At 70.6% G+C, this 18,089-nt stretch carries 12 protein-coding genes and 1 tRNA gene; 11 read left to right on the forward strand and 2 right to left on the reverse strand.

Translation table 11 applies throughout. The features are described 5' to 3' along the window. Positions 1-20 precede the first annotated feature (20 nt). The 4 genes from O4G76_RS10740 (at position 21) to O4G76_RS10755 (ending at position 4,782) form a co-directional block, all read left to right on the forward strand. On the forward strand, positions 21-1,505 hold the full coding sequence (locus tag O4G76_RS10740; RefSeq protein WP_269397329.1) for a COG4223 family protein: 1,485 nt from the start codon (positions 21-23) through the stop codon (positions 1,503-1,505). Positions 1,506-1,515: 10 nt separating this feature from the next. Next, entirely contained in the window at positions 1,516-3,105 is a 1,590-nt protein-coding gene (locus tag O4G76_RS10745) for a heme biosynthesis protein HemY (RefSeq protein WP_269397330.1), read from the forward strand. A gap of 42 nt (positions 3,106-3,147) precedes the next feature. Further along, a tRNA-Thr gene (locus O4G76_RS10750) sits at positions 3,148-3,223 on the forward strand. Positions 3,224-3,651: 428 nt separating this feature from the next. Further along, a complete protein-coding gene (locus O4G76_RS10755) occupies positions 3,652-4,782 on the forward strand; it encodes a hypothetical protein (RefSeq protein WP_269397331.1) in 1,131 nt (376 codons plus the stop codon). A gap of 380 nt (positions 4,783-5,162) precedes the next feature. Here O4G76_RS10755 and O4G76_RS10760 read toward each other — a convergent pair whose 3' ends face one another. Together O4G76_RS10760 and O4G76_RS10765 are read right to left on the reverse strand one after the other, a co-directional pair. After that, positions 5,163-5,714 carry an ActR/PrrA/RegA family redox response regulator transcription factor gene (locus tag O4G76_RS10760; RefSeq protein WP_085895205.1) on the reverse strand — a complete coding sequence of 184 codons (552 nt, stop codon included), beginning with the start codon at positions 5,712-5,714 and terminating at the stop codon, positions 5,163-5,165. A gap of 52 nt (positions 5,715-5,766) precedes the next feature. Continuing rightward, positions 5,767-6,393 (reverse strand): SCO family protein, encoded by a 627-nt coding sequence (locus tag O4G76_RS10765; RefSeq protein WP_269397332.1) that lies wholly within the window; start codon positions 6,391-6,393, stop codon positions 5,767-5,769. Positions 6,394-6,484: 91 nt separating this feature from the next. On the opposite strand from O4G76_RS10765, the gene regB reads away from it, so the two are divergent. The 7 genes from regB to addA all read left to right on the forward strand — a co-directional run bounded on the left by regB (position 6,485) and on the right by addA (position 18,072). Further along, complete coding sequence (gene regB / locus O4G76_RS10770) at positions 6,485-7,858, forward strand: sensor histidine kinase RegB (RefSeq protein WP_269397333.1); 1,374 nt, start codon at positions 6,485-6,487, stop codon at positions 7,856-7,858. Positions 7,859-7,975: 117 nt separating this feature from the next. Beyond that, positions 7,976-9,580 (forward strand): PAS-domain containing protein, encoded by a 1,605-nt coding sequence (locus O4G76_RS10775; protein WP_269397334.1) that lies wholly within the window; start codon positions 7,976-7,978, stop codon positions 9,578-9,580. A 47-nt stretch (positions 9,581-9,627) separates the two neighbouring features. Continuing rightward, the gene (gene tsaE / locus O4G76_RS10780) at positions 9,628-10,095 is read left to right on the forward strand and encodes a tRNA (adenosine(37)-N6)-threonylcarbamoyltransferase complex ATPase subunit type 1 TsaE (protein ID WP_269397335.1); all 468 of its coding nucleotides are present in this window, start codon (positions 9,628-9,630) and stop codon (positions 10,093-10,095) included. Further along, the gene (locus O4G76_RS10785; protein ID WP_269397336.1) at positions 10,088-11,047 is read left to right on the forward strand and encodes an aminoglycoside phosphotransferase family protein; all 960 of its coding nucleotides are present in this window, start codon (positions 10,088-10,090) and stop codon (positions 11,045-11,047) included. Before tsaE ends, O4G76_RS10785 begins: the two co-directional genes overlap by 8 nt. Then, positions 11,044-11,745 carry a nucleotidyltransferase family protein gene (locus O4G76_RS10790; protein WP_269397337.1) on the forward strand — a complete coding sequence of 234 codons (702 nt, stop codon included), beginning with the start codon at positions 11,044-11,046 and terminating at the stop codon, positions 11,743-11,745. The genes O4G76_RS10785 and O4G76_RS10790 overlap by 4 nt, the downstream gene beginning before the upstream one ends. Continuing rightward, positions 11,735-14,704, forward strand: a complete 2,970-nt coding sequence (addB, locus tag O4G76_RS10795) for a double-strand break repair protein AddB (protein WP_269397338.1) — start codon at positions 11,735-11,737, stop codon at positions 14,702-14,704. The genes O4G76_RS10790 and addB overlap by 11 nt, the downstream gene beginning before the upstream one ends. After that, the gene (gene addA, locus O4G76_RS10800; RefSeq protein WP_269397339.1) at positions 14,701-18,072 is read left to right on the forward strand and encodes a double-strand break repair helicase AddA; all 3,372 of its coding nucleotides are present in this window, start codon (positions 14,701-14,703) and stop codon (positions 18,070-18,072) included. Before addB ends, addA begins: the two co-directional genes overlap by 4 nt. Positions 18,073-18,089 lie beyond the last annotated feature (17 nt).

Below are 18,089 nucleotides of genomic sequence, written 5' to 3' on the forward strand. Positions count from 1 at the left end.
GGGACGGAAGGGACAGGGTTTTGGCACGAAAGACGACAGGCACACCCGGCAGGCCCGCCGGTGCGAAGACAGGCGCGGCACCGCGATCCGGCGAGACCGACCGCGAGAAAAGCGCCGCCACGCCCGGCGAAGCCACCTCCGCCACGCCCGCGACTACGCCCGGCTCCAGCACCGCGCAGGGCGGCGCGACGCCCCCCAGGACCACGTCCGCCCCCGAGACCGACAAGAACTCGACGCCCGTCAAGGAGGGCGCCACGCCCAGCGCGCCGCGCCCGGCCAGCGCGGCGGTGGATCTGGGCACCACCTCGCGCCCGGCAGCTCCCACCGCCGGGGCGATGCCCGCCGTGACGCGCAGCCCGCGCGCGGCCGAGGCCGACAAGCCCACCGAAGGGACCACTGAAACGGCCGCAACGGGCGCCGAAAAGGCCTCGAAGACCGGCGATCCCGCCAGCGTCCGGACCTCGGACGCGCGCGACCCCGCCGCCGCGACGCCTGCGACGCCGCAGACCCCTGCTCCGCCGAGCCGTGCCTCGGGCTTCGGGGCCGGTCTGCTCGGCGGCCTGATCGCCGCGGCGCTGGGCCTCGGCGCGGGCTGGATCTGGCTCAACAACAGCCAGCGCGGCGAGGAATTCGAGGCGCGGTTCGCGACGATCGAGGGCGAGATTGCACCTCTTGCCGACGGGCTCGATGGCCTGCGCGCCCAAAGCGAGACCGGGCTGTCCGAGCTAGGCACCCGTCTCGACGGCGTCGAGACCGGCCTGACCGAGATGAACACCCGGATTGAGACCCTCGAAACCCGCCTCACCGAAGCCGAGGCCAGCGCCGGCCCCGACGGCACTCTGGCGCGGGAGGCGGTGGCCCGCTGGCAGGCCGAGGTCGATGCGCTGCGCGCCGATCTCGAGGCGCAGGCGCAGGAGATCGCGGGGATGGCCGAACAGGCCGCCCAGCAGGTCGCCACCGCCGGTCGCACTGCCGAACAGATCGAGGCCGAGGCCGCCGCCGTCGCCGCCCGCGCCCGGGCCCGCGCCACACTGGCCGAGATCGAGGCCGCGCTGGAAACCGGCGAGCCCTACCCGGCGCTGCTCGAGGAATTGCAGGCCACCTCGCCCACCGAAATCCCGCAGGGGCTCGTCGCCCCCGCGGCCGAGGGCGTGGCGAGCCGCTCCGAGCTGATCGAGGCCTTTCCCGAACCGGCCCGCGCCGCCCTGGCCCGGGCCCGCCGCGAGGGGCTGTCCGGCGAGGAGGGCGGCCGAGTCGCCGGTTTCTTCCGCGACACGCTGCAGCTGCGATCCACCGCGCCGGTCGAGGGCGAGACCACCGACGCCGTGCTGTCGCGGGCCGAAGCGGCGCTGCGCGACGGTCGCCTGCAGGAGGCGCTCGACGAGATCGCGGCGCTGCCCGAACCGGTCCGCGAGGCGCTGTCCGACTGGATCGTCCCGGCCCGCACCCGTGCCGAGGCGCTCGCCGCCGCCGACACCCTGTCGCAATCCCTGACCGAGAATTGAGGCGCCGCACATGCTCCTGTCCCTGATCAAGATCCTGGCCTTCGTCGCCGCCGTGGCAGGCCTCACCTGGGGCGCCGCGCGGCTCACCGACGTGACCGGCGGGGCCGAGATCGCCATGGCCGGCTACGAGGTCACGCTCGGGCCGCTGCAGCTGGTGCTGGCGATCGCATTGCTGGCGCTTCTCGGCTGGCTGCTGTTCAAGGCGCTGGGCCTGCTCCTGGCCCTGCTGCACTTCATCAATGGCGACGACACCGCGGTCAGCCGCTGGTTCTCGCGCTCGCGCGAGCGCAAGGGCTACAAGGCGCTGGGCGACGGCCTCGTCGCGCTGGCCGCGGGCGAGGGCGAGGCGGCGATGGCCAAGGGCCGCAAGGCCGAGCGCTACCTGCGCCGCCCCGAGATCACCTCGATCCTGGTGGCCCAGGGCGCCGAGCTGGTGGGCGACCGCAAGACCGCCGAGGGCGCTTATCGCGATCTGGTGAAGATCGACCGCACCCGCTTTGTCGGGGTGCGCGGGCTGATGCGGCAGCGCCTCGCCGAGGGTGACACCGACACCGCGATGAAGCTCGCCCAGAAGGCGTTCGAGCTGAAGCCGCGCCATGTCGAGACGCAGGACACGCTGCTCCGGCTGCAGGCCGAGGCGCATGACTGGTCCGGTGCCCGTGCCACGCTGGAGGCCAAGCGCCGCTCCGGCGCGCTGCCGCGCAACGTGGTCCGGCGCCGCGACGCGGTGCTGGCGCTGTCCGAGGCGCGCGACGTGATCGACGACACCGCCAGCATCGAGATGCGCGAGAAGGCGATCGAGGCGAACCGGCTGTCGCCGGACCTGATTCCCGCCGCCGTGCTCGCCGCGCGCAGCTACCTCGCCGTCGGCAACACCCGCTACGCCACCCGGGTGATCCGCAAGGCCTGGGAGGCGGAGCCGCATCCCGATCTCGCGCAGGTCTTTGCCGAGATCGCCCCCGAGGAGGATGCGCAGGCCCGGCTCAAGCGCTTCTCGGTGCTGCTCAAGGCGCGGCCCGACCACCCCGAAACCCGGATGCTCGAGGCCGAGCTGATGATCGCGGCCGAGCAGTTCAACGAGGCGCGGCGCGCGCTCGGCGATCTGGTCGAGACCGACCCCACCGCCCGCGTGCTGACGCTGATGGCGGCGATCGAGCGCGGCCGCGGCGCCGACGACGCGGTGGTGCGCGGCTGGCTGACCCGGGCGCTGACCGCGCCGCGCGGCCCGCAATGGGTCTGCGAGAACTGTCACAACGTGCACCAGCACTGGGAACCGGTCTGCTCGAACTGTCATGCCTTCGACACGCTGGGCTGGACCCGCCCGGCCGACAGCGGCACGACGCTGCCGCGCGGCACCGAAATGCTGCCGCTGATCGTCGGCGGCGGTGTCGGCCGCGCCGAACCGCCCGTTCCCGCAGTAGCCGAGGTGCGCGAGGCCGGAGCGACCGCCTCCCCCCTGCCCGCCCGCGACGCCGCCGCCTCCACGCCGCGCACGAACGGCGACGGCGAGATGGACGAGGCGGAGATCGTGGTGCCGCACGGCGACAAGACCGCTGCCCGGTCCGAGGCAGCGGAGGCCGTGACCGAAGGGCGAAAATAGCCCTTTTCCCCCCGCCGCCCGGGTGCTAAGAGGCGCCCGGGCGCCGCTGTAGCTCAGCTGGTAGAGCACGTCATTCGTAATGATGGGGTCGGGGGTTCGAGTCCCTTCAGCGGCACCACCCAAATCTCCAAAGCATTGTTTCGCCTCGGCTTTCGATCGGATCAAGCCAAGGCGTAGTACATGCCGGAGTACATTTCTGCCCCCACTGCTTCCTCAAGGATGGCATCTTCTACTTCCAGCGTCGGGTGCCGACCGAGCTGAGATGCCATTACACGTCATCGAGGATCTTATAGTTGCTTCGGGCAAGGTCGGCGCGGGTGGCGGCTGCGTGGGGCGTACGTGCGGTGCAGGACGTGAATGTCAGTCTCACGATAGACGAAGCGGATTCCACCTTCCACCCGAGACAGATCGGCGGCTGCGGCCCCACCATTCCTTGGTAAATATTTTACCGTTTGGACAAAGTCTTTGAAATGCCTGTTTCGTTGGCAAGTTGCGCCTTTATTGAGCAGCAGAGGTTTCGAGCAAGTCAAAGAGGAGGATATCCGAATGACGATCTCCACCATTGGCCAGCAGCTCGACCCGCTCTGGCAAGCCGCGCAGAATGCCGCATCCACTACCACTGCTTCGACTGACCCATCGCCTTCTGGCGGCACACAAACTTCCCCCGCGATCATCATGGATATTTCCGGAGATGCTAGCGGTGACTCTGCCAGTACGACGACCATGACGAGGGCGGAGCGAGACGCAGCGAAGGCTGCCCTGAAGGTCCAAGAAGAAGCGGCAGAGGCTCAGGCAAAGGCCGAAGAGGAAGCACTCGAAGCGGCAGCGAAAGCCGCCAAGGAGGCTGCGGAGGCCGCTGAAGACATTGCAAAGGCCGAGGCCAAAGCCGCTGAGGAAGCAGCGGAGGCGCAGGCAAAGGCCGAGGAAGAGGCACTTGAAGCAGCCGAAAAGGCAGCCAAGGAAGCCGCTGAGGAGGCAGAAGATCTGGCCAAGGCTCAGGCCAAGGCTGAGGAAGAGGCACTTGAAGCAGCCGAAAAGGCAGCCAAGGAAGCCGCTGAGGAGGCAGAAGATCTGGCCAAGGCTCAGGCCAAGGCTGAGGAAGAGGCACTTGAAGCAGCCGAAAAGGCAGCCAAGGAAGCCGCTGAGGAGGCAGAAGATCTGGCCAAGGCTCAGGCCAAGGCCGACGAGGAAGCTGCCGAGGCTGCTGCAAAGGCGGCAAAGGACGCCTCCAGGAGTGGAGGTGATCCAGTTGCCGGGCCTGCTGGCGCAACTGCCGCGCAAGGACCGGATGGCGCCAAAGAGAATGGCTTCATTGACGAAACCGGGGCTGTCGCCAGTCGCGCCTCCGAAAACTCCAGAGCCTTTGAGCGTGCTGGCCCGAAGGAGAAGGGCTGGAACAAGGTTGATGACTCCTTGACCGCGACTGTTCGTCCCGAGGAAGTCCAAGAGGCCGAAGAAGATGTGGACATCGCCGCATCGCGTGAAGCTGCCAAGCGGGTGCAAGCCAGGATGATGCAGGAGTCCGTTATCTCCCTGATCAGCAGTACCGATAAAGTGGGCATCACGCTCAAGCCTATCGAGAACGTCTCGACAGAACGAGCTGGCGGCTCCTACGCAGCGGCCACGCCAAAGCCGGACGCAGTAGAGGCCAGGCAACGCGTGTCAGTGGCAGCTTGACGTGGAAAGGGCCGGGAAACACATCGTCCCGGCCTACCTCTCCGCATCGCCCTCATAGTTCTGAGAAGCCTGAGATCGCGCACGGATCACCCGGGCGTCGATCCGAACGACCGTGCATCGACGGATGCTGAGGAGTGGGTCACGGCTACGGGGAAGGTCCTCCCGTTGAACTCGGCGCCCGAGGGAGCGAGCCGAGATCCCACATCCGCGCCGTGACCCTTGCAAGCGACCAAGCAGCACTCATCAACCCACGAAACGAGGGTACCACCCCTGCCGTTCCTGATCTAAAGTAAACGTCCGGATGCATCCGGTCTGTACGGGTTCCGACAAAGCCGGGAGCCGCCTCTCCAGACTTGTGCCGCGTGCATCCCGGGCAGGCGTCAGCGGGGGCTGCGCTTGGCCAGGATCCGCTGAAGGGTGCGGCGATGCATGCCCAGACGCCGCGCCGTCTCGCTGACATTGCGATCGCACAGCTCGTAGACCCGCTGGATGTGCTCCCAGCGCACCCGGTCGGCGCTCATCGGGTTCTCGGGCGGCGGCGGCAACGCGTCGTCGCGCGCCAGAAGCGCGTTGGTCACCTCGGTCGCATCGGCGGGCTTGGACAGGTAGTCGGTCGCGCCGATCTTCACCGCCGCCACCGCCGTGGCGATGGCGCCATAGCCGGTCAGCACCACGATCCGCGCCTCCGGGCGGCTTTCGCGCAGCACCTCGACCACGTCGAGCCCGTTGCCGTCCTCGAGCCGCAGATCGACCACCGCATAGGCCGGCGGGGTCTGCGTGGCGATGCGCCGCCCCTCCTCGACCGTGCCGGCGAGCGTCACCGTGAAGCCGCGCTTTTCCATCGCCTTGCCGAGACGTTTCAGAAAGGCCTCGTCGTCATCGACCAGCAGCAGGCTCGGGTCCGGGCCGAGATCGATCGCCTCTGCGTTCATGTCCGGGTCTCCTCTTGGACGTTCGGGGAAGCTAGCTTCGGCCCCTGCCGGGTCAATCCACCGCCTCGACGAGGCAGGCGGTGCGGCGCGCCACCTCCTCGGGGCCGTCGTCGCGCTTGAAGAACTCCACCGTGCCCGCCTCCGGCAGCACCAGATAGGTCATCGTCTGGTGGTTCATCAGGTAATAGTCGGGATCGTCGTCGGCGCGGGCGTAATAGGTCGAATAGGCCTTGGCCGCGGCGGCGATCTGCTCCTCGCTGCCCGACAGCCCGACCATCTCGGGATGCATGTTGGCGGCGTAGTCGCCCATCACCTCCGGCGTGTCGCGCGCGGGATCGACGGTGATGAAGACCGGCTGCGCCTCGATGCCGTGATCCTCGGCGAGGATGTCGACGGCGGCGGCGTTGCGGGCATTGTCGATCGGGCAGACGTCCGGGCAGGAGGTATAGCCGAAATAGACGAGGCTCGGCTCGGTGATGACATCGGCGTCCGTGACCTCGCGCCCGGCGCCGTCGAGCAGGGTGAACGGCCCGCCGAGCCGGTCGAAGCCGCCCGCGACATTGCCGGTGCGGCAGGCGGCGAGCCGGTCCGAGGGCGCGAGGATCGTGGTGGCGACCAGCGCGCCGCCGACGATGGTGGCGACGATGCCTGCGGCGGCGAGGGCGATGGGGCGCTGCATGCGAACTCCTGTGGGGCGGGCCGCCGCATTGATGGCGGCGCGGGGGCTGCCTATCAATGGTCCTCATTGACGCACAAGCCGGAGCCGCGCCTTGCCCCTTCACGATTCAGAGTTGGCGATGCTGCGCGATTTCGGCCGCCGCAACCGGGTCCGGGTCAGGACCCAGATCCTGCTGCGCTGGATCGCGCTGGCCGGGCAGACCGGCGCGGCGCTGGTCGCGGCGCTGGTCTACGGCCTCGTGTTTCCCACCGGGCTGGTGGCGATCACCATCGGCGTCGCCGGCATCGCCAACCTGCTCGCGGCCTTCCTGCTGCCTTCGGCGCGGCGTCTGAGCGAGGGTGAATCCACCGCGATGCTGGTCTTCGACATCGTCCAGCTCTCGGTGCTGCTGTGGCTCACCGGCGGCATCTCCAACCCCTTCGCGCTCCTGATGCTGGCCCCGGTCACCATCTCGGCCACGATGCTGCGACTGCCCGGCGTGCTGCTGGTGGGCGGGCTGGCGCTGGTGTCGGTGACGGTGCTCTGGCTATGGAGCATGCCGATCCTGTCGCCGCAGATGACGCCGCTTTCGCCGCCCGAGCTGCTGCGCTTCGGCTTCTGGCTGGCGCTGGCGATCGGCATCACCTTCATCGGGCTCTACGTGCGGCGGGTGACGCTCGAGCGGCAGGCGATGGGCGACGCGCTGGCCGCGACGCAGCTGGCCTTGGCGCGCGAACAGAAGCTGACCGATCTGGGCGGCGTCGTCGCGGCGGCCGCGCATGAGCTGGGCACGCCGCTGGCCACCATCACCCTGACCGCCTCCGAACTGGCCGACGATCTCTCGGACAGCCCCGAACTGGCCGAGGACGCGGCGCTGATCCGGGCCCAGGCGATCCGCTGTCGCGACATCCTGCGTTCCATGGGGCGGGCCGGCAAGGAGGACACGCATCTGCGGCAGGCACCGCTCGAAGCGGTGGTGCGCGAGGCCGCCGAGCCGCATCTGGCGCGCGGTCGCGAGGTGGTCTTCGCGGTCGGGGCCGAGCCCGGCGCCGAGGAGGATATCGAGTTCCAGCCGGTGATCCACCGCCGGCCCGAGATCGTGCACGGGTTGCGCAACCTGATCCAGAACGCCGTCGATTTCTCGGCCGGCCGGGTCGAGATCGACCTCGCCTGGACCGCCGACAGCGTCATGGTGACGATCGAGGATGACGGCCCCGGCTTTCCGCCAGGGCTGATCGAGCGGATCGGAGACCCGTTCATGCGATCGCGCCGCAGGCCCGGCTACGAGGGGATGGGGCTGGGGCTGTTCATCGCCAAGACGCTGCTGGAGCGGTCCGGCGCGCGGCTCAGCTTCGCCAATGGCGGCGACCGGCTGCGGGCCAGCGGCGTTGCGGCGGGCGGTGCCATCGTCATGGTGGCCTGGCCGCGCGCCGCGCTGGAGGCGCAGCCCGGCGCGAACGAGCCCAATCCGCATTTTCTTCCCTGAACGTTACGTCGCCAATCAAGGACGCCACGTCGCGAACGGCGCGGGCGCCGTTAAGGTTAACACCCGGTTAAGGGTTGGTTTTCACTCTGGGTCGACACTCCTTGAGGTTGCGTGTCCATGCCCTTGCCACCCTTGCTCTCGTTCCTGCTCGTCATCTGCGTCTCGACCCTGTCGGCGACGATGATCGTGGTCCTGCTCGGGCGAATGACGGCCCGGACCAAGGCCGCGCCCCCTCCCGCCCCTCGGAGCGTGTTCCTGTTCGACGGCGATTGCCTGATCGATGCCAGCGCCCCGGCGCGGCGCCTGCTCGACCGGCTCGACGGGGTCGGCACCGAACGCGACCTGCTCACCGGGCTTCTGGAACCCCGCTTTCCGGGCCTCGGCGCGCGGCTGCGAAACCTGGAGGGCGACGGCCACAGCCGGCTCGAGGCGCGCGGCGGCATCGGCCGGATCGAGATCGAGCATTGGGACGGGCTGCTGCGGCTGACCCTGTGCCCCGACGGGACCTCAGACCTGACCCGCGAGGCGGTCGACGCGATCGCCTTCGCGGCGCTTCAGGACGAGCTGGAGACCCTGCGCTGCATCGGCGAGGACGCGCCGCAGCTGATCTGGAAGCTCGACCCCGAGGGACGACTGAGCTGGGCCAACCGCGCCTATATGCAGCTTGCCGAGGCGCGGCGGCAGGCGCATGACCCGCCCTGCCCGGCCGGGGATGTCGACTGGATGCCGGGCGAGCTGTTCGAGGCGCCGGGCTTCGAGCCCGCCGGACCCGACCGCGAGCGTTGCCGCACCAGCCTGTCGCTCGGGGAGACTCGCCGCAGCTGGTTCGAGATCACCCGCATCAGGCGCGGCGCGGAACACGTGCATTTCGCGCTCGACGTGACCGAGGTCGTCGAGGCCGAGCAGGCCCGACGCAAATTCGTGCAGACCCTGACCAAGACCTTCGCGCAGCTCGCCATCGGCCTCGCCATTTTCGACCGCGACCGCAAGCTGGTGATGTTCAACCCCGCCTTCCACGACCTGACCGGCCTGCCGATCGCCTTCCTGAGCTCGCGCCCGCAGGTGCAATGCGTGCTCGACCGCCTGCGGGACCGCAACATGCTCCCCGAGCCCAAGGACTACACCAGCTGGCGCGAACAGGTCGCCGCGCTCGAGGCGCAGGCGGCGCGCGGCACCTATTGCGAGACGTGGTCGCTGCCGGGCGGCCAGACCTACCGGGTCACCGGGCGGCCGCATCCCGACGGCGCGGTGGCCTTCCTGTTCGAGAATATCAGCGCCGAGATCTCCCTGACCCGGCATTTCCGGGCCGGGCTCGATACCGCGCGGGCGGTGCTCGACACGCTGCCCGAGGCGATCGCGGTGTTCTCGGCCGGCGGCACGCGGCTGCTGCATAACGGGGGCTACGCGGCGCTGTGGGACCTGCCCGAGGGCGGTCTCGCCGAGATCGGGCTGACCGAGGAGATCGCCCGCTGGCAGGCGCTGGTCGCGCCCTCTCCGGTGCTGGGCGAGCTGCGCGATTTCGCCACCGCCTTCGGCGAGCGCGCCGAATGGTGCGACCGGCTTAGGCTCAATGACGGGCGCGGCCTGGGCTGCCGCTTCACGCCACTGCCCGGCGGCGCGACGCTGGCGAGCTTCTGGCCCGAGGCGCCCGAGGCGCCCTGCATCGCCGCCCGGGCCAATGGCGGCGCGGAGTCCGCGCTGGTCCGCGCACGCGGCGGCTGAGCGGCGTTTCGGCTTGCAGCACACGGCCCAGCGCCTAGGTTGCGGCCATGACCCTGTTGGCCGGACCGATCCCCCTTTCCGACGAATCGCACAGCCTCGCGCTGGCCCGTCGGCTCGCGCCGCATCTGCGCGCGGGCGACACGCTGCTGCTCTCGGGTCAGATCGGCGCGGGCAAGAGCTTTTTCGCCCGCGCGCTGATCCGCGCCCGCATCGGCAATCCCGACGAGGAGGTGCCCTCGCCCACCTTCACGCTGGTGCAGAGCTACGAGGCGCCCGGCGGCGAGATCTGGCATTGCGATCTCTATCGGCTCTCCGACCCGTTCGAGCTGGTCGAGCTGGGGCTCGAAGAGGCGATGGGCCGCGCGATCTGCCTGATCGAATGGCCCGACCGGATGGGCGAGATGGCCCCATCCGAGGCGCTGTCGCTTGACTTCGAGGCGCGCGCCGACGGTCATCGGCTGAGCATTCGCGGTCCCGAGAGCTGGCGCGCGCGGCTGGAGCCGGTCCTTGGCTGAAATCGACGCCTTCCTCGCCCGTCATGGCCTTGGCGGCCATGCCCGTACCCCGCTTGCGGGCGACGCCTCGTCGCGGCGCTACGAGCGGCTGCAGGACCCTATGGGCGAGAGCCTGATCCTGATGATCTGCCCAGCCGACACGCTGCCCGCGCTCGATGCCTTCCTCGCCATCGCGCGGCACCTGACGGGCCTCGGCCTCTGCGCACCGCGCATCCACGCGCTCGACCGCGCGGCGGGGCTCGCGGTGCTCGAGGATCTCGGTCCGACCCAGGTGGCGCAGTGGGCCGAGGCGCATCCCGACGACACGGCCCCCTACGAAACCGCGATCGACGTGCTGGCACGGCTGCAATCGGCGCCGCCGCCCGAGGGGCTCGCGGCGCTGACGCCCGGGATCGGGGCCGAGATGATCGCGCCCTTGGGCGAATGGTACGCGCCCGGGCTCGACCTCGCGCCGCTGCGCGCGACGCTGCAAGGCGCGCTGGAGCGGCACGCGCCGACGGCTTCGGTGCTGGCTCTCAGGGACTACCACGCCGAGAACCTGATCTGGCGCCCCGAACGTCACGGCACCGACCGGATCGGCCTGCTCGATTTTCAGGACGCGCTGCTGGCGCCGCTCGAATACGATCTGGTGTCGTTGCTGCGCGACGCGCGGCGCGACGTCTCGGACCGGCTCCGTGCCGCGATGATTGCCCGGTTCGCCGAGGCCACCGGCCGCGCGCCGGAGGCGGTCGAGGCCGCCTGCGCCGTGCTCGGACTGCAGCGCAACCTGCGCATCCTCGGCATCTTTGCCCGCCTCGCCAAGCGCGACGGCAAGACCCGCTACCTCGCGCTGATGCCCCGCGTCTGGGGCCAGATCCGCGCCGATCTCGCGCATCCGGCGCTGGCCGAGCTTCGGCCCCACGCCGCCGCCATTCCCGCCCCCCAGCATGCTCCCGAGGAGACCGCTTCATGACGACCCAAGGGACGCCCAGCGCCATCATGATCTTCGCCGCCGGGCTCGGCCGCCGCATGGGGCCGCTCACGGCCCACCGGCCCAAGCCGATGGTCGAGGTCGGGGGGCGACCGCTGATCGACCACGCGCTCGATCTGACCGCGCCGCTGATGCCGCTCAGGCGCGTCGTCAACCTGCATCACCGGGGCGAGGTGCTGCGCGAGCATCTTCAGGGCCGCGACGTGATCCTGTCGGACGAGACCGACAAGCTGCTGGAAACCGGGGGCGGCCTGAGAAAGGCGCGGCCGCTGCTCGGGCCGGGGCCGGTCTACACGCTCAATTCCGACGCGATCTGGTCCGGGCCGAACCCGCTCACTGCGCTGCGGCGCGCATGGGACCCGTCGCGCATGGAGGCGCTCTTGCTGCTGCTCCCGCGCGAGAACGCGCTGGGCCATACCGGGCAGGGCGATTTCCTCGTCGATGCCGAGGGGCGGCTGTCGCGCGGGCCGGGCCATGTCTATTCGGGCGCGCAGATCATCGTGCCGGACGGGCTCGACGCGATACCCGAAGACGCCTTTTCGCTGAACCTTCTGTGGAACGAGATCGCGGCGCGGGGCAGGCTCTTCGGCGTGGTGCATGACGGGCACTGGTGCGATGTCGGCCGCCCCGACTGCATCCCCCTGGCCGAAGAGATGCTGCAAGGTACACATGCCGTCTGAGAGCTTTCGCGACGCCGGGCCTTTCTCGGATACCGGCCCCGCCCATCTCTACGCCTTGCCCTGCGGCGTCGATTTCGCCGAAGGCCTCGTCGCGGGTCTGCGCGCGCGCTTCGGCGACAAGGGCCCCGAGGCGATGGCCCGGGTCACGGTTTACCTCAACACCAACCGGATGCGCCGCCGGGTGCGCGACATCTTCGATCAGGGCCCGGCGACGCTGCTGCCGCGGCTGCGGCTGATCACCGATCTGGCACTCGACCCGCTGGGGCCGGAGCTGCCGTTGCCGGTCAACGGGCTGCGCCGCAGGCTGGAGCTGACCCAGCTCGTGTCGCGGCTGATCGAGGCGCAGCCCGATCTGGCGCCCCGCGCCGCGCTCTACGACCTCTCCGACAGCCTCGCCGGGCTGATGGACGAGATGCAGGGCGAGGGGGTGTCGCCCGACGACATCGCCGGTCTCGACGTGACCGACCTGTCGGGCCACTGGGCCCGCTCGCTGCAATTCCTCAACATCGTCAACGTCTGGTTCGGCCCGGACGCCGCCCCGGACCGCGAGGCGCGCCAGCGCATGGTGGTGGAGCGGCTGGTCGAGAGATGGGCCGAGGCGCCCCCCACCGACCCGGTGATCGTCGCGGGCTCCACCGGATCGCGCGGCGCGACGGCGCTGCTTTTGCAGGCGGTGGCGCGGCAGGCGCAGGGCGCGGTGGTGCTGCCCGGTGTCGACATGGATCAGCCGCAGGAGGTCTGGGAGCGGCTCGACGAGGCGCTGGCCGCCGAGGACCACCCGCAGTTCCGGTTTCGCCGGATCCTGCGGATGCTCGAGATGGAGGCCGGGGATCTGCGGCTCTGGCACGACACGCCCGCCCCCTCGCCCGAACGCAACCGGCTGGTGTCGCTGTCGCTGCGTCCCGCCCCGGTCACCGACCAGTGGCGCGACGAGGGGCCGGACTTGGGCGATCTCGGCCCCGCCACCGAGGGGCTGACTTTGCTCGAAGCGCCCTCGCCCCGGATGGAGGCCGAGACCATCGCGCTGCGGATGCGCGCCGCCGTGGACGAGGGCAAGACCGTGGCGCTGGTCACCCCCGACCGGATGCTGACGCGGCAGGTCTCGGCGGCGCTCGACCGCTGGGATCTCGTGGCGGATGACAGCGCCGGCGTGCCGTTGCCGCTGACCCCGCCGGGGCGGTTCCTGCGGCTGGTGTCCGAGATCATGGGCGAGCGGCCCGGCCCCTCGGCGATCCTGTCGCTGCTCAAGCACCCGCTATGCCATTCGGGGCAGGATCGCGGCCCGCACCTCCTGCGCACCCGCGAGCTGGAGCTGGCGCTGCGCCGCGAGGGCGCGGCCTATCCCGAGGCCGCCCTGCTCAGGCGCTGGGCCGAGAAGACCGGCGAACATGACACCGGTCGCATGGGCTGGGCCGACTGGCTCTGCGAGGCGCTGGGCCTCGTGCCCGAGGCGGGCGACCGGCCGCTCGGCACGCATCTCGATTGCCACCTGAAGCTGGCCGAATGCCTCGCCTCCGGCCCCGGTGCCGAGGGCAGTGGCGGGCTCTGGGACGAGGCGGCGGGACGCGCCGCGCGGCAGGCCTGTGAGGGGCTCGCCGAACACGCCGAGGCGGCGGGCGAAATGGGCACGCGCGATTACCGCTCGCTGTTTCTAGGCGTGCTGCGCCGGGTCGAGGTGCGCAACCCCGATATCGGCCACCCGCAGGTGCTGATCCGCGGCACGCTGGAGGCGCGGGTGCAGGGCGCCGATCTCACCATCCTCGCCTCGATGAACGAGGGCTCGTGGCCCGAGGCGCCGCCCGCCGATCCGTGGCTCAATCGCAAGATGCGCGCGCAGGCCGGGCTGCTGCTGCCCGAGCGGCGGATCGGCCTCTCGGCGCATGACTACCAGCAGGCGGTGGCGGTGCGCGAGGTCTGGATCACCCGCTCGACCCGTTCATCGGATGCCGAGACCGTGCCCTCGCGCTGGATCAACCGGCTGACCAACCTGCTCGAAGGCCTGCCCGACCAGGGCGGCCGCGCGGCGCTGGCCGGGATGCGGGCGCGCGGCGCCGACTGGCTCGCCCGGGCCACGGCGCTCTCGGTGCCCGAGGCCCGGGTGCCGCCCGCGCCGCGCCCGTCGCCGCGCCCGCCGGTGGCGGCGCGGCCCGACCGGCTTTCGGTCACGACGATCCGCACCCTGATCCGCGATCCCTACACGATCTATGCCCGCCACGTGCTGCGGCTGCGCGCGCTCGACCCGCTGACGCCCAGCGCCGACGCGGCGCTGCGCGGCACGGTGCTGCACAAGGTGTTCGAGACCTTCCTGCGGGACGGCATCGCCCCCACCGACCCGGGCGCCAAGGCGCGGCTGATGGCGGTGACCGAGCAGGTGCTCGAGGCCGAGTGCCCGTGGCCCACCGTGCGCCGGCTCTGGATCGCCCGGATCGCCCGGATCGCGGACTGGTTCCTGCACAGCGAGGCCAAGCGGCAGGCGCTGGCCACGCCAAGTCATTTCGAAATCGACGGTTCGTCTGACATGGAGGATCTGGGCTTCACCCTGACCGCGCAGGCCGACCGGATCGACATCGGCGAGGACGGGCTCAGGATCTATGACTACAAGACCGGGGCGCCGCCCAGCGTGCCGCAGCAGAAGATCTTCGAAAAGCAGCTGCTTCTGGAAGCGGCGATGGCCGAGCGCGGCGGCTTCAAGAACGTGGAGGCGGGCCGCGTCGCGGGGGCGGCCTATATCGGCCTCGCCGGACGAGGCACCACCGTCGACGCGCCGCTCGACGAGATCCCGCCGGACCTCGTCTGGTCGCAGCTGCGCGATCTGATCGCGCGCTGGCAGGATCCCGGACGCGGCTATTCGGCCCGCATGGCGATGATGAGCGACAAGGACCGCAGCGATTACGACCACCTGTCGCGCTTCGGCGAGTGGGACTTTTCCGAAACGGCCCGAGGGGAGGATGTCGGATGATCCGCGACGACGCGACCGAGCGGCAGGTCCGCGCCGCCGATCCGGCCAATTCGACATGGCTCTCGGCCAATGCCGGTTCGGGCAAGACCCGCGTGCTCACCGACCGGGTGGCGCGGCTGCTTCTGGATGGCACCGACCCGCAGAACATCCTGTGCCTGACCTACACCAAGGCCGCCGCCTCCGAGATGCAGAACCGCCTGTTCAGGCGCCTGGGCGAATGGGCGATGATGGAGGACACCGCGCTGAGAGACGCGCTGGAGCGGCTCGGCACGCCGCAGGCGATCTCGCTGCGCTCGGCCCGCACGCTGTTCGCCCGCGCGATCGAGACGCCCGGGGGCTTGCGCATCCAGACGATCCACTCCTTCTGCGCGGGGCTGCTGCGTCGGTTTCCGCTCGAAGCCGGGGTGAGCCCGCAATTCACCGAGATGGAGGACCGCACCGCGCAGCTTCTGCGCGCCGAGGTGGTCGACGCCATGGCCTCCGGGCCCGAACGGGCGCTCGTGGACGCGCTGGCGCTGCAGGCGCCCGAGGGCGATTTCGACGCGCTCCTGTCGGAGATCACGGCGCGGCGCGAGACCTTCCTCGACGCCCCGGACGAGGCGGCCCTGGCGCGGTATTTCGACGTCCCCGCCGGGCTGACGCTCGAGCGGTTCTACGATGTCTGCCTGGAGCCGGATGATTTCGAGCTGCTGGGCGCGCTCAGGCTGTTGCTGCGCAAGGGCACGGTGACCGATCAGAAGGCCGCCGACAGGCTCGACGCCGTCGATCTGAAGGCCGCACCCGGCCCGGCGCTGCTCGACCTGCTGGAGAGCCTGTTCCTGTTCGGTGCCAAGGCCGCCGCCCCCTTCGGCGCCAAGATCGGCAAGTTCCCCACCAAGAAGCTGCGCGAGAGCGATCCGGCGCTGATCGAGCAACTCGACGATCTGATGGCCCGGACCGAAGAGGGCCGCACCACCCGCCTGGCGCTGATGGCGTTGGAAAAGACCCGCCATCTCGACGCCTTCGCCCGCGCCTTCGTGCCCGCCTACGAGCGGCGCAAGCTCTTGCGCGGCATGCTCGATTTCGACGATCTGATCGGCAAGGCGCGCAAGCTTCTGACCGACCCGGCGGTGGCGCAATGGGTGCTGTTCCGGCTTGATGGCGGCATCGACCACATCCTCGTGGACGAGGCGCAGGACACCAGCCCGGCGCAATGGGCGGTGATCGAGCGGCTGGCGCAGGAATTCGCCGCCGGAGAGGGCGCGCAACCCGACCGCAACCGCACGATCTTCGTCGTCGGCGACAAGAAGCAGTCGATCTATTCCTTCCAGGGGGCCGATCCCGAGGGCTTCGACCGGATGCAGCAGCATTTCGCGGAGCGGCTCGAGGCGGCGGGGGCGGGTCTGAACCGGCTCGATCTGGAGCACAGCTTCCGCTCCTCCGAGGCGGTGCTGCGGGCGGTGGACGCGACCTTCGTGGGCCCGCATCGCGAGGGGCTCGGCGTCGAGGTGCCGCACCGGGCGTTCAAATCCGCGATGCCGGGCCGCGTGGATCTGTGGCCCACGGTCGAAAAGCCCGAGACCGAGGCCGAGGAGGCCGACTGGACCGACCCGGTGGACCGACCCGGCGAGACCGCCCCCTCGGTCGAGCTGGCCCGGCGCATCGCCGAGGAGATCGTCCGCATGAAGGCCGAGGAAACGATCCCGGTCGAGCGCGGGCATTCCGGCGTCTATGATCGCCGCCCCGTCAGCGAGGGCGACGTGCTGATCCTTGTGCAGCGGCGCTCGGCGCTGTTCTCCGAGATCATCCGCGCCTGCAAGGCGGCCGGGCTCAACGTCGCCGGGGCCGACCGGCTGCGGATCGGCGGCGAGCTGGCGGTCAAGGACATCGCGGCGGTGCTGCGCTTTCTGGCGCTGCCCGAGGACGACCTGTCGCTCGCCTGCGCGCTGCGCTCGCCGCTGCTGGGCTGGAGCGAGAACGACCTCTACCGCCTCGCGCAGGGCCGTCCCGGCCATCTCTGGCCGCAGCTGCGCGACCGGCGCGAGGCGTTTCCCGAAACCATGGCCGTGCTCGACGACATGCGGCGTCAGTCCGACTACCTGCGCCCCTACGACCTGATCAACCGGCTGCTTCTGCGGCATGACGGCCGGCGCAAGCTTCTGGCCCGGCTCGGGCCCGAGGCCGAGGACGGGATCGACGCGCTGCTCAGCCAGGCGCTGTCCTACGAGCAGTCCGAGGTGCCGGGGCTCACCGGCTTCCTCGAATGGCTCGAGACCGACGATCTGGAGATCAAGCGGCAGGCGGAATCCGCGGGCGACCGGCTCAGGGTGATGTCGGTGCATGGCGCCAAGGGTCTCGAGGCGCCGATCGTGATCCTCCCCGATACCGCCAAGCGCGACGTGCGGCTGCGCGACCGGCTCTATGACGCGGGCGGAGCGCAGCTCTGGGCCGGCGCGGCGGCCGAGATGCCGCCGCCGATGCAGGAATTGCGCGAGGGGCTGATCGACGCGCAGGAGCGCGAGCGGAGGCGGCTTCTCTACGTGGCGATGACCCGGGCCGAGAGCTGGCTCATCCTCTGCGCCGCCGGCGATACCGGCGAGGCGGGCCAGAGCTGGCACGCCACGGTGGCCGAGGGTCTCGATCGGCTCGGCGCCGATGCCGCGCCGATGCCGGGCGGCGAAGGGCGGCGCTTTGCGCATCTCGACTGGGCCTGCGGCGAGCTGCTGCCGCCCCGCGCAGCCGCGACCGCCCTGCCCCCGCCCCCGGTCTATCCTGCCGTCACCATGCCCGAGGAGGCCACGCCGATCCTCAGCCCGTCGGATCTGGGCGGCGCCAAGGTGCTGCCGGGCGACAGCGACCCCGACGAAGGCGAGGTCGCAAGGGCGCGCGGCACGCTGATGCACCTCCTGCTCGAACACATGCCTGCCCTGCCCGAAACCAGCCGGGAAGCCCAGGGGCGCCGCCTGCTCGACAATGCCGAGGAGGCGGCCGAGGCCGGCGAGACCGAGAGCCTGCTCGCCAATGCGCTGGCGCTGGTCTCGGCCCCGGGGCTGGAGCCGGTCTTTTCCCCCGGCACGCTGGCCGAGGTCGCGATTACCGCCGATCTGCCGCAGCTGGGCGGGCGGCGGCTGCACGGCGCGATCGACCGGCTGCTGATCGAGGAGGACCGGGTGCTCGCCATCGATTTCAAGTCCAATCGCGTCGCGCCGAAAGGGCCCGAGGACACGCCGGAGGGCATCCTGCGGCAGATGGGCGCCTATGCGGCGATGCTGTCGCGGCTCTGGCCCGACCGGCGGGTCGAGACGGCGATCCTGTGGACCGCGACGGCGCGGCTGATGCCCCTGCCCCATGACCTCGTCATGGCGGCCTTGCGCCGGGCCGCCCATTGACGCGCCGAACGCGCGTC

Source organism: Limimaricola sp. G21655-S1 (genome assembly GCF_027213785.1).
GTDB lineage: Bacteria > Pseudomonadota > Alphaproteobacteria > Rhodobacterales > Rhodobacteraceae > Limimaricola.

What these genes read in the sequence shown, in the direction of transcription:
- O4G76_RS10745 (WP_269397330.1), top strand. Translation starts at nt 1,516, where the DNA reads ATGCTCCTGTCCCTGATCAAGATCCTGGCCTTCGTCGCCGCCGTGGCA.
- O4G76_RS10755 (WP_269397331.1), top strand. Translation starts at nt 3,652, where the DNA reads ATGACGATCTCCACCATTGGCCAGCAGCTCGACCCGCTCTGGCAAGCC.
- O4G76_RS10760 (WP_085895205.1), bottom strand. Translation starts at nt 5,714, where the DNA reads ATGAACGCAGAGGCGATCGATCTCGGCCCGGACCCGAGCCTGCTGCTG.
- O4G76_RS10765 (WP_269397332.1), bottom strand. Translation starts at nt 6,393, where the DNA reads ATGCAGCGCCCCATCGCCCTCGCCGCCGCAGGCATCGTCGCCACCATC.
- O4G76_RS10775 (WP_269397334.1), top strand. Translation starts at nt 7,976, where the DNA reads ATGCCCTTGCCACCCTTGCTCTCGTTCCTGCTCGTCATCTGCGTCTCG.
- tsaE (WP_269397335.1), top strand. Translation starts at nt 9,628, where the DNA reads ATGACCCTGTTGGCCGGACCGATCCCCCTTTCCGACGAATCGCACAGC.
- O4G76_RS10790 (WP_269397337.1), top strand. Translation starts at nt 11,044, where the DNA reads ATGACGACCCAAGGGACGCCCAGCGCCATCATGATCTTCGCCGCCGGG.
- addB (WP_269397338.1), top strand. Translation starts at nt 11,735, where the DNA reads ATGCCGTCTGAGAGCTTTCGCGACGCCGGGCCTTTCTCGGATACCGGC.
- addA (WP_269397339.1), top strand. Translation starts at nt 14,701, where the DNA reads ATGATCCGCGACGACGCGACCGAGCGGCAGGTCCGCGCCGCCGATCCG.